General features: G+C 75.0%; 8 protein-coding genes and 1 pseudogene. 5 read left to right on the forward strand and 4 right to left on the reverse strand.

What is annotated here, in order from left to right; all coding sequences use genetic code 11:
• The 3 genes from ACZ7H1_RS28355 (at position 1) to ACZ7H1_RS28365 (ending at position 2,461) form a co-directional block, all read left to right on the forward strand.
• On the forward strand, positions 1 to 1,128 hold the full coding sequence (locus ACZ7H1_RS28355; protein WP_470790627.1) for a sensor histidine kinase: 1,128 nt from the start codon (positions 1 to 3) through the stop codon (positions 1,126 to 1,128).
• Positions 1,125 to 1,769: a response regulator gene (locus tag ACZ7H1_RS28360; protein WP_470790628.1), complete on the forward strand. Its 645-nt coding sequence runs from the start codon at positions 1,125 to 1,127 to the stop codon at positions 1,767 to 1,769. The genes ACZ7H1_RS28355 and ACZ7H1_RS28360 overlap by 4 nt, the downstream gene beginning before the upstream one ends.
• Positions 1,770 to 1,927: 158 nt before the next feature.
• A complete protein-coding gene (locus ACZ7H1_RS28365; RefSeq protein WP_470790629.1) occupies positions 1,928 to 2,461 on the forward strand; it encodes a mycothiol transferase in 534 nt (177 codons plus the stop codon).
• A gap of 96 nt (positions 2,462 to 2,557) precedes the next feature.
• Here ACZ7H1_RS28365 and ACZ7H1_RS28370 read toward each other — a convergent pair whose 3' ends face one another.
• The 4 genes and pseudogenes from ACZ7H1_RS28370 to ACZ7H1_RS28385 all read right to left on the reverse strand — a co-directional run.
• Positions 2,558 to 3,673, reverse strand: coding sequence for an LLM class flavin-dependent oxidoreductase (locus ACZ7H1_RS28370; protein WP_470790630.1), 1,116 nt, complete (start codon positions 3,671 to 3,673; stop codon positions 2,558 to 2,560).
• Positions 3,674 to 3,727: 54 nt separating this feature from the next.
• Positions 3,728 to 5,107 (reverse strand): NtaA/DmoA family FMN-dependent monooxygenase, encoded by a 1,380-nt coding sequence (locus ACZ7H1_RS28375; protein WP_470790631.1) that lies wholly within the window; start codon positions 5,105 to 5,107, stop codon positions 3,728 to 3,730.
• Positions 5,108 to 5,225: 118 nt separating this feature from the next.
• Entirely contained in the window at positions 5,226 to 6,434 is a 1,209-nt protein-coding gene (locus ACZ7H1_RS28380; protein ID WP_470790632.1) for an LLM class flavin-dependent oxidoreductase, read from the reverse strand.
• 131 nt (positions 6,435 to 6,565) lie between these two features.
• Positions 6,566 to 6,861 (reverse strand): annotated as a pseudogene (locus ACZ7H1_RS28385) (GNAT family N-acetyltransferase); the annotation flags it as partial.
• A gap of 733 nt (positions 6,862 to 7,594) precedes the next feature.
• Here ACZ7H1_RS28385 and ACZ7H1_RS28390 point away from each other — a divergent pair.
• Both ACZ7H1_RS28390 and ACZ7H1_RS28395 read left to right on the forward strand, forming a co-directional pair.
• Complete coding sequence (locus ACZ7H1_RS28390) at positions 7,595 to 8,044, forward strand: hypothetical protein (protein ID WP_470790633.1); 450 nt, start codon at positions 7,595 to 7,597, stop codon at positions 8,042 to 8,044.
• Between the two features lie 154 nt (positions 8,045 to 8,198).
• Positions 8,199 to 10,988: an alpha/beta hydrolase gene (locus ACZ7H1_RS28395; RefSeq protein WP_470790634.1), complete on the forward strand. Its 2,790-nt coding sequence runs from the start codon at positions 8,199 to 8,201 to the stop codon at positions 10,986 to 10,988.
• Positions 10,989 to 11,109: the final 121 nt, after the last annotated feature.

An 11,109-nucleotide genomic window follows, 5' to 3' on the forward strand; every position in this document is an offset into this window, starting at 1 on the left:
ATGCCCACTACCGTGATGCGGGTGTACTCCTCCCGCCCGGCCCCCTGGACAGCACCGCTCCTCTACGGAGCGGTGCTGGTCGCCGGCTGGTACGCCGCCGCCTCGGGGCTCGGGGAGGGGCACCTGCCGCTCTTCGTCCTCGCCATCGCCCTGCTCTTCGCGCTCGACGCGGCCGAGTACCGCCGCTTTCCCGGGCGGACCCCGCTGCGGCCCGCGGCCGCACTGATGTGCCTGCGCCTCGCGCTGTTCGCGGCCGTTGCCGCCACCGACGGATCCGGCCTGTCGCGGGTGCTGTTCGTCCTCGTGCCGTTCACGGCTTACTTCGCCTTCGGGCGGACGGCCGCCCTCGTCCTCGCCGTCTGCTGCGCGGGGCTCGCCGCGCTCACCACCCCGCGCTGGTACGCCGATCTCGAGCGGCTCTCCGACCTGCTCATGTTCGCGGTCGGGCTGGTGCTGACGCTGTCGGTGGCGGCCGTGGCCGTCGGGGAACGGCGGGTGCGGGTACGGCTGGAGGAGTCGCACGGGCAGGTGGCGCGGCTGTCGGCGGCCGCCGAGCGCAACCGCGTGGCCCGGGACATCCACGACGGCCTCGGCCACCATCTCACCGCGATCGTGGTGCAGTTGGAGAAGGCCGAGGCCTTCCGGGAGCGGGACCCGGAAGCGGCGCGGCGCGCGGTGGAGGACGCCAGGCGCTCGGCCCGGCAGGCGCTGGCCGACGTCAGGACGTCCGTACGGGCGCTGCGGGACGAGCCGTTCCGGCTGCGACCCGCCCTCGACGGGCTCGTGACGGGACACGGTGATGTGACATTGCACGTTACGGGGGAGGAGAGCGGTCACGGCGAGGCCGTCCTGACCGCGCTGTACCGCGCCGCGCAGGAGGGCATCACCAATGCCCGCCGGCACGCCGGGGCCACCCGTATCGAAGTCGCCGTCGAGCTGGACCCGGCCCGGGCCCGGCTCACCGTGGCCGACGACGGGCGCGGGTTCACCCCCGGCGGCGAGGGCTTCGGGCTGCGCGGCATGCGGGAGCGGGTCGAGTCCGCCGGCGGCCTGGTGGACGTCGACACCGGGCGCGGCGCGGGCACCCGCCTGACCGTCACCCTTCCCGGACCGCGGAGCGGCACGTGACCGGCGGCCCGCCGCCCGTACGGGTCCTGGTCGTCGACGACCAGCAGCTCATCCGCGAGGGCATCGCCTCCCTCCTGGGCATCCAGGCCGGCATCGAGGTCGTGGGCACCGCGGCCGACGGCCGCGACGCCGTGGCCCAGACCCTCGCCCTCGCGCCGGACGTCGTCCTGATGGACGTACGGATGCCCGGCATGGACGGCGTCGAGGCCGTCGCCGAGGTGCGCAGGCGGTCCCCCGACTGCCGCGTCGTGATGCTCACGACCTTCGACGACGAGGAGTACGTCGTCCGGGCACTGCGCGCGGGCGCGAGCGGGTACCTGCTCAAGGACCTGCCCTCCGCCGAACTGGCCGACGCCGTAAGGCTGTCCCACGCCGGGGTCACCCAGCTCGACCCGGCCGCCGCGGCCCGGCTGGTCGCCGCACTCGACCGTCCCGCAGGCCAGAGCGGCGGCACGCTGAGCGCCCGGGAGGCGGAGGTGCTGAAGCTGGTCGCGCGCGGCGCCACGAACCGCGAGATCGCCGCGCGCCTCTTCCTGAGCGAGGGCACGGTGAAGAACCACATCTCGCGGATCCTCGGCAGGCTCGGCCTGCGCGACCGGACGCAGGCCGCGATCTACGCACGCGACCACGGCCTGCTCTGAACCGCCGGACCCGCCCCGGCCGGTCACGCCCGCCCTGGCCGGTCACGCCCGCCCCGGCCGGTCACGCCCGCCCCGGCCCCGCGTGTCGGCGCCGGGCACCGGGCCGCAGCCGGGCTTGGATGGGGAACCGCGGTGTCGGACCGAGCGGAGGATCGCGGATGAAGGCTGTGGAGGTACTGGCCGACGGGTTCGGGCGCGTCCGGGAGGAGGCGCACGAGGCGGTGCGGGGACTGTCGGCGGACGAGCTCAACGCCCGCACCGACCCGGAGGCCAATTCGGTCGCCTGGCTGGTCTGGCACCTGGCCCGGGTCCAGGACGCCCAGGTCGCCGGCCCGGCGGGCCGCGAACAGGTCTGGCACGCCCAGGGCTGGGACGACCGCTTCGCCCTGCCGCTCCCCGCGGGATCGACCGGCTACGGCCACACCGCCCGGGAGGCCGGCCGGGTCCGGGTCACCTCCGGGGACCTGCTGCTGGAGTACCTGGACGCCGTCCACGAACAGACCACGGCCTTCCTGCGCAGCCTGACCGCGGCCGACCTGGAACGGGTGGTCGACCCGGCCTGGGACCCGCCGGTCACCCTGGGGGTCCGCCTGGTCAGCATCCTGGCCGACGACCTCCAGCACGTCGGCCAGGCGGCCTTCGTCCGCGGCAGCCTCCGCCGCCGCCCGTCCCCCTCCGCCGGAGCCCGCTGACCCTGCCGACCCTTCTGGCCCTGCCGTCCCCGCGCCCCGCTGTCCCGGCGCCCCGTCGTCCCCCCGGACCCCAGGGGCCCCGGTCTCCCGGCCGTCTCAGCGGCGCGCCCACTCCTCGGCCAGCAGCCGGTACGAGCGGACCCGGTCCGCGTGGTCGTGCGTGATGGTGGTGATCAGCAGCTCGTCGGCCCCGGTGGCCTCCCGGAGCCGCTCCAGGTGGTCCGCCACCGTCCGCGCGGAGCCGGCGAACTGGGATTCCACGCGGTCGGCGACCAGCTCCCGGTCCGCGTCGGTCCACGGCAGCGCACGCGCCTCGGCAGGGCTGGGGAACGGCACGGCCCCCTCGCCGCTGCGGATGCTGCGCACCCACGGCCCGTACCCGGCGGCCAGTTCGCGGGCGCTCGCGTCGTCCTCGGCCACCACCACGTCGGCGGAGACGGTCAGGTACGGCCGGTCCAGCTCGGCGGACGGCTTGAAAGCGGCCCGGTAGCCCTCGGCGGCCTCCAGCACGGACGCCGGGCTGACGTGGTAGTTCGCCGCGAACCGCAGCCCGTTGCGCCCGGCCGTCTCGGCGCTCCGTCCGCCGCTGCTGCCGAGGATCCACACCTGTACGTCGGCCCCCTCGCCGGGGACCGCGTGCGCCTCGACGCCCTCCGGGGAGCGGTACTCGCCCCGCAGCAGCGCGAGGACGTCGTCGACCTGCTCGCCGTAGTCCGGCGGCCGGGCACCCGGCAGGTTCAGCAGCCGCTGCTGGAGCGCGACCCGCGGGTGGCCGAGCAGGTGCTCGAAGGAGAAGCGCCGCGGGATGCGGAGCCCGTTGGGCGCGTACCCCTCGAAGGGCGGCGGCGCGTCCGCGCCCGGCTGCAGCGGTCGGCCCGCCGACCGCCCGAGCCCGAGGTCCAGCCGTCCCGGATGCAGCGCGTCGATCAGGCCGAACTCCTCCACCGTGGACAGCGCGGTGCGGTGCCCGAGCTGGACGGCGCCGGAGCCGATGCGGATCGTGCTGGTCGCCGAGGCCGTCAGGGCCAGGACGACCGCCGGGGAGGTCCCGGCGACCCCGGGGTTCAGGTGGTGCTCGGCGAACCAGTAGCGGGCGTAGCCGAGCCGTTCCGTCTCCCGCGCGAGGTCGATGCTGTGGTGGAGTGCGTCGGCGGCGGTGGAGCCGGACGAGATCGGGACGAGGTCGAGGACCCCGAGCGGGATGCCGGACATGGCCAGGTCTCCTTGGAGATCGGGGAGCGGGCGGGCGGGGGCGGCGATCTCCCCTTACGAGGCGGCGGCCCGCCGGGCCGGTGCCGCCGCGGGTACGTCGAGCCCGAGGTGGTCGCGCAGGGTGGTGCCGGCGTACTCGCTGCGGAAGACGCCCCGCTCCTGCAGCAGGGGGACGACGGTGTCGGCGAAGACGTCGAGGCCGCCCGGAGTGATGTGCGGGACGAGGATGAAGCCGTCCGCGGCGTCGGCCTGCACCAGGCCGTCGATGGACGCGGCGACCGTGGCGGCGGAGCCGGTGAACGTCGGCTCGCCGGTGGTCTCGACGACGAGCTCGCGGATCGACAGGTTCTTGGCCCGGGCCAGCTCGCGCCATTGCCGGGCGGTGGCGAGCGGGTCGCGGAACTGCCGTACGCTCGCCCGTCCCAGGGCGACGGTGTTCTCACCCGGCGCGGGGTCGACGTCGGGCAGCGGGCCGTCCGGGTCGTAGCCCGACAGGTCCCGGTTCCAGACGTGCTCGAGGTACTTGATCGCGGTCTGCCCGCTGACCTGGCTGCGGCGGACCTCGTGGGCAAGTTCGCGCGCCTCGGCGTCGGTGTCGCCCAGCACGAACGTCGCCGCGGGCAGGATCAGCAGCTGGTCCCTGCGGCGGCCGTGGCGGGCCAGCCGGCCCTTGACGTCGGCGTAGAACTCCCGGCCCGCCTCCAGGGTGCCGTACCGGCTGAAGATCGCGTCGGCCGAGGCGGCGGCGAACTCCCGGCCCTCCTCGGAGTCGCCCGCCTGGAAGATCACCGGGCGGCCCTGCGGACTGCGCGGCACGTTGAAGCGGCCCTCGATGTCGAAGTGCCTGCCCCGGTGGGCGAAGGCGCCCGCCGCGGGGTCGTGCAGGAAGACGCCCGAGGCGGCGTCCGCGGCGATCTCCGTGCCGTCCCAGGAGTCGAAGAGCCCGGTGGCGGTGTCCAGGAACTCCCGTGCGCGCGAGTAACGTTCCTCGCGCGGCAGGAACCCGCCCCGGCGGAAGTTCTCGCCGGTGAAGGCGTCCCAGGAAGTGACGACGTTCCAGGCGGCGCGTCCGTCGGACAGGTGGTCCAGGCTCGCGAACTGGCGGGCCACTTCGTACGGTTCGTTGAACGTCGAGTTGATGGTGCCGGTCAGGCCCAGCCGGTCGGTGACGGCGGCCAGGGCGGCCAGCACGGTGAAGGTGTCGGGGCGGCCCACCACGTCCAAGTCGTAGATCTGTCCGCCCTGTTCGCGCAGGCGCAGTCCCTCGGCGAGGAAGAGGAAGTCGAACTTGGCGCGCTCCGCGGTCCGCGCGAAGTGGACGAACGAATCGAAGTCGATGTGGCTGCCGGCGGCCGGGTCGCTCCACACCGTGGTGTTGTTGACGCCGGGGAAGTGGGCCGCGAGATGGATCTGCTTGAGCGGCTCGGTGCTCATCGTGGTCCTTCCGGATCCGGGACGGGGGCGGGGACGGGCGGCGGGCGGGAGAGCCGTGGCGGGCCGTGCGCGGGCCGTGCGCGGGCCGCGGTGGCGTCCGGGCGGGGTTCAGGCCCGGTCAGGCGGCGGTCCGTGAGCCGTACCGGCTCGCGGGACGTGACAGGCCGAGCAGCCCGCGCAGGGTGCCGGCCTCGTACGCCCGGCGGAAGACGCCCCGTCGCTGGAGCTCCGGCACCAGCTTCCGCGTGACGGCGGGCAGGTCCCGGGCCAGTACGCCCGGATGCAGCCGGAAGCCGGACAGGCCGGCCGCCTGCCACTCCTGGAGCAGGTCGGCCAGTTGCACGGGTGTCCCGGCGAAGACCTCCGCGTGCCGCCCGTCGGTCGCATCGAGTGCGTCGGTCGCATCGAGTGAGTCGAGGCGGTCGCGGCGCGCGGCGGCGGCCGGGGCGTCGTCGTCCAGGAACACCACGAGGTCCCCGAAGAGGTGCAGGGCGTCCGGCGCGTGCCCGCCGGACGCCCGCTCCGCTCGCGCGGCGCGCACCGCGGCGGCGAGGGCACGGGCGCCCTCCGCGTCGCGCGGGGCGAGGTACCCGACGTCGGCGGACCGGGTGATCAGCCCGTGCGCGGGGCCCTGCGCCCCGACGGCGGCGCTGACGACCGGCTGCCCCTGGGGCGGGCGCGGCGTGATCGACGGGCCCCGGACCCGGAAGTGGCGGCCCGCGAAGTCGATGTGGTGCAGCTTGTCGCGGTCGACGAACCGGCCGGTGGTCACATCGCGGATCTCCGCATCGTCCTCCCAGCTGTCCCACAGCCGCCGGATCACCTCGACGTGGTCGGCGGCCTCCTCGTACAACTCCCCGTCCTCGAAGGGCGCGGTGCGACGGCCGAAGTTCCGTGCCTCGTCCGGCCGTCCGGACACCTGGATCCGCAGTCCGGCGCGGCCGCGGCTGACGTAGTCGAGCGTGGCGACGGCCTTGGAGATGTGGAACGGCTCGGTGTGGGTGGCGGTCACGGCCGGGACCAGCCCGATGTGCCGGGTGAGCGGGGCGACGCGGGCGGCGGTGAGCACCGCGTCCAGCCGCCCGCGCACCCGGTCCGTACGCCCGTCGGGCCCCTCGGCCGCGGACGACTGGAGGACCAGGCCGTCCTCGAGGGTGACGAAGTCGAGCAGGCCGGCCTCCGCCTCCGCGACGGCGTCGGCCCAGTACCGCGCGGTGAACAGCTCCGCCGGCCGGGCGCCGGGTTCGCGCCAGGCGGCCGGGTGCCGGCCCGCGCCGTCGAGTGCGACGGCGAGGTGCAGCCGTGGGGAAGGAGAGGAAGCGGACACGTCGGAATACGCCTTCCTGATCGGCCGTACGGAAAAGGGGGGAGAGAATCCGGGCCCGCCCGGACCCCGCGAATTCGCGCCCTTCCCCGGAACGCTACGCCGGGTTCCGGAGCCGTACAATGACCGCAGCATTAAGGGAATTTGGCAGTAATATTGCCCGGTGTTCCCGGCGCCCGGCCGCCGTGAAGGACGGCCGCCGGCGCACGCTGAACCCGAAGGACTCGTAGAGCCGGATCGCGCCGGTGTTCCAGGCGGCGGTGTGCAGGAAAAGCACGTCGCCGCGCTCCCGGATGCCCGCGGCGACGGCCCGTACCAGCCGGGTGGCCAGCCCCCGGCCCCGGTGGCCCGGACGGGTGCACACGGCGCTGATCTCGGTCCAGCCGGGCGGGCGCAGCCGCTCCCCGGCCATCGCGACCAGCCGGCCCTTCGCGGTCCCCGCGGTCGCGGACGGCCTGCGGCAGCCGGGCCGGGGGCACCGGGCGGTGGCGACGGCGGGGTGGCGACGAGCGGTCCGGACAAGGACACTCCGGCGGCTTCGGTGATCCGGGGAGGCGGAAAGCAGGCGCCGAACGAGACGGAAGGGGCCGCCGACGTCGTTTTCTGCGGCGCAGGTCGGACACCGGCCGGAAGGGCTGTCAACGGGCCGGATATCGGTGCGCGTGCAGTGCTGCGGAGATTTCATCCGGCGTACACAAAACACATGCGGGGGAAAGGATTCCGAGAGGTTCCGAGAGGTTCCGAGGGATTCCGAGGGATTCCGAGGGATCGCAAGGGATTCCGAGCGCGGAATCCGGCCGGGTCCGGCGGGCGCCGCGGCGGCCGTGAGCAGCGTCGTCTCACCCAACGGACGCCCGCCGCCGCCTTCTTGACGGCCGTCCGCACCGCCACGAGACTGCCTGGGACGGTCGTGAAGTGACGGGACGGGACCGATGGCGATGGCGATGGCGTTGGCCAGGGCGGCAGGTGGGAGTGCGGCGTCGCCGACCCCGTGCCGCCGCTGGTGGCTGACCCGGCGCCTGCACATCGACCTCCTGCGCGTGTGCAGTGCGTTCGGCAGCGCCCGCTGACCCCAGGCTCGGTCTCCCCGCCCTCGCACCCCCATCCGGGCTCGCGTCCCCAGCGACGCCCGAGGGCTCCGCCACGCCACGCCCAGGAGAGTCATGCCGCAGACCCTTGTGCCCGCAGCCGTCCCGCCGGCCCCCCTGCGGGGCCGCATAGGCACCGGCTTCTACCCGGTGGCCCACCGCTACCGCCTCTACCTCTCGACCGGCTGTCCGCGCTCGCAGCAACTCCTCGAAGCCCATGCCCTGCTGGGACTCGAGGACACCGTCGCCGTCACCGTCCTCGGTGCGCCGGAGGCGACCCCCGCCGGATTCGCCGCGCTGCGCAGCGCTTACGAGGCCACCGGCCTCCACTACGCCGCCGCGCTGACCGTGCCCGCCCTCTGCGACACCTGGAGCGGGCGGATCGTCAGCAACCACACCCCGGACATCCTCCACGACCTGGTCGTCCGCCTCGCCGGGCGGCCCGGCGAGCTCGCGGGCATCCTCGGCGAGGCGCAGGCCGCCCCACCGACCGCCCCGCAGGCCCCCAGGGCCCGTACGGCCTGATCGTCCCTCAGGATCTTTCCGGCAATGGCCGCGTGCGTGATCCGCAATCCGTCCGGTCGGGGAGGCAACCCGTCCGCACCGGCTGTCGTCCTCCCGGTCGGGGAAGACCCCGGGAATCCCCGGGGTGCAACAAGACCGATGATCGACGATGAGGATGACCACCTTGATACGTGTCACACGCGTGGTGACCGCCGCCATGGCGGTGCTCGCGCTGGCAGCGGTGTCGCCGGTACCCGCGTACGCCCAGCCTGCCGCCGGCCCCGTGACGAACGGGCCGGCGGGCAGCTCCGAAGGACTCCCGGACGGCTGGCGGTTCACCGGCACGGGGGCCGGCCGGCAGCTCGTCTGGACCGCGCCGCGCCCGCTGCCCATGGGCGACGCGCGGGTCGAGTTCCACGCCGGGGACCGGCTGCTCGGCGTGCCGGTCGCCGACCGGGACGGACGTGCCTTCCGGCTGAAGCTCGACGGCGTGCGGATCGGTTCCGCGACCGAGCTCCGGGCGGTGGCCGGGGGCCGCCGCCTGGACGCGGCCGCACCCGCCGCCGCCCCGAACGGCGGGCTCCTGCAGCGCCCCGCGCAGCCCGAGGCCCCGCTGCCCGTGAACGAGGTCGATCCCGGGAAGCCGGGCCGCTACCGCGCCGTCACCGGCGAGTACGACCTCAAGGCGGTGCGGCTTCCCGGCTTCCCCGAGCCCGTGGAGATGCGCGCCACCGTCGTCGGCCCGGCCGGCGCCCCGGGCAAGCGCCCGGTGGCCCTGTTCCTGCACGGCCGGCACGGAACCTGCTACAACACCCGCGGCGAGGCGACCGGCGACTGGCCCTGCAAGGCCGGCATGAAGCCGATCCCCAGCCACCAGGGCTACCTGCGCACGCAGAAGCTCCTGGCCTCCCAGGGCTACGTCACCCTGTCCATCTCCGCCAACGGCATCAACGGCCAGGACTGGCAGGCGGACGACGGAGGCGCCCAGGCCCGCTCCTCCCTGGTGCGGCTGCACCTGTCCCGCTGGGCCGACTGGGCCGCGAACCGCCCCGCCGCTCCCGCGGCCGTGCGGGCCACCGCAGCCGCCGACCTCTCCCGCGTGATGCTCGTCGGCCACTCCCGCGGCGGCGAGGGCGTCAACCGCGCCGCCCTCGACAGCCTCCTCCCGCCGCCGGCCGCCCAGGACGGCCACCGCGGCCCGGTGCGCTGGAAGATCCGCGGCAACGTGCTCATCGGCCCCACCATCTTCGGCCAGAACCCGGCCCCCGACGTTCCCTCCATGACGATCCTGCCGGGCTGCGACGGCGACGTGTCCGACCTCCAGGGCGAGATCTACGTCGACGGCACCCGGGGCATCGGCCGCGGCGCCGCGCTCCAGAGCGCGGTGTACATGGTCGGCGCGAACCACAACTTCTTCAACAGCGAGTGGACTCCGGGGCAGGCGAAGGCGCCGGCCGACGACGACTTCTACTCGGGTGAGCAGCCGGACCCGGTGTGCCACCCGGGCAAGAAGACCCGCCTGACCGCCACCCAGCAGCAGGCCGCCGGCGCCACCTACATCGCCGCGGCGGCCCGCCTGTTCGTCGCCGGTGACGACAAGGTGCGCCCGCTGCTCGACGGCACCGGCCGCCGCGCGCCCTCCGCGGGCCCCGCGCAGGTGCTCACCCACGCCGTCGGCGGGAACCGTACCCCGGCCGTCCTGCCGGGAGCCGGGCTCGCCGTGTCCGGCGGCCGGGTGTGCCCCCAGGTCCACCCCGACCCGGCCGTCGCCTGCCTGCCGGGCGACGGGCGCGGATCCTCGCCGCACTTCGCCTACTGGGCGGCCTCCCCGGAGCCCGGCCGCGACGCCGTCGCGCTCAGGTGGAACCGGCCCGGCCACCCCATCGTGCTGAGCCCCGCGCAGCCGTTCTCCCTCGCCGGCTCCGACGCCCTCGCCCTGCGCCTGATCGTCCCGCCCAACACCACCGGCACCCGGCTCGACGTCTCGGTCACCGACGCCGCGGGGCGCCGTGCGAAGCTCGGCCTGGTACGACCCGAGGGTCTGCCCGGGTCCGACCGCACCGCCTCCTACTGGGCGCGCGAGGTCCGCGTTCCGCTGACCGCCGCGGTCCGCGCCGGGCTCGACCTCAAGAAGATCAAGGCCCTCGAACTGACCCCGCGCAGCCTCTCCGGACGGGCGTGGCTGATGGACGCCTGGGGCTGGCGCCCCGGCACCCCGGCCGTCCGCCCTGCGGCACTGCCCCGCGTCGACGTCGGCCAGCTGACCGTCAAGGAAGGCGACTCGGGCACCCGGACGTACCGCGTGCCGGTCAACGTCTCCGGCCAGGGCAGCGGACAGGTCCGGCTGTTCGTCCCGGAGCCCGGCGGCGAGCAGGTCGCGTCCCGTGTGGTGACCGTGCGGGCCGGCAGCAGTGACATCGACGTGACGGTGCCCGTCCAGGGCAACACCCGCTACGGATACGACTCGGCCAGGGTGATCTACGTGAAGGCCGTGCGCGGCGCGGCAGTGGGCTCGGCCCAGGGCGGTGTGACCGTGAAGGACGACGACCCGATGCCCAAGATCACGGTGACGCCGGTCGCGGCCGACGTCGTCGAGGGCAAGACGCTCACCTGGCGGATCGGTCTGTCCGAGGCCGCCGACGCGGAGATCATGGGCGAGTTCGTCTTCCGTCCGGTCACCCAGGGCGCGGAGCTGTCCACCCTGGACGTCGACGCCCGCTGGCTGGACGAGCACTTCGGCCCCCGCCACACCCCGGCCCGGCCCATCTCCCAGGTGACGGACGAGCCGAACCTGTACGTCAGCATCCCGCCCGGCAAGCTGAGCGCCGACCTGACCGTACCCACCGCCACCGACCGGCTGCGCGAGCCCGTGGAGTCCCTCACGGGCCGCCTGAGCATGTACGACAGGAACTGGCAGCTCCAGCCCGGTCCGTCGCTGACCGGTACGGTCCGCGACGCGTCGTGACGCGCGCCCGGAACGCTGCCTAGAGAGGGTGGGGGGGGGGGGGGGGGGGGGGGGGGGGGGGGGGGGGGGGGGGGGGGGGGGGGGGGGGGGGGGGGGGGGGGGGGGGGGGGGGGGGGGGGGG

The organism is Streptomyces sp. NPDC037401, from assembly GCF_055602345.1.

What these genes read in the sequence shown, in the direction of transcription:
- ACZ7H1_RS28395 (WP_470790634.1), top strand. Translation starts at nt 8,199, where the DNA reads ATGACCACCTTGATACGTGTCACACGCGTGGTGACCGCCGCCATGGCG.
- ACZ7H1_RS28370 (WP_470790630.1), bottom strand. Translation starts at nt 3,673, where the DNA reads ATGTCCGGCATCCCGCTCGGGGTCCTCGACCTCGTCCCGATCTCGTCC.
- ACZ7H1_RS28390 (WP_470790633.1), top strand. Translation starts at nt 7,595, where the DNA reads ATGCCGCAGACCCTTGTGCCCGCAGCCGTCCCGCCGGCCCCCCTGCGG.
- ACZ7H1_RS28365 (WP_470790629.1), top strand. Translation starts at nt 1,928, where the DNA reads ATGAAGGCTGTGGAGGTACTGGCCGACGGGTTCGGGCGCGTCCGGGAG.
- ACZ7H1_RS28355 (WP_470790627.1), top strand. Translation starts at nt 1, where the DNA reads ATGCCCACTACCGTGATGCGGGTGTACTCCTCCCGCCCGGCCCCCTGG.
- ACZ7H1_RS28375 (WP_470790631.1), bottom strand. Translation starts at nt 5,107, where the DNA reads ATGAGCACCGAGCCGCTCAAGCAGATCCATCTCGCGGCCCACTTCCCC.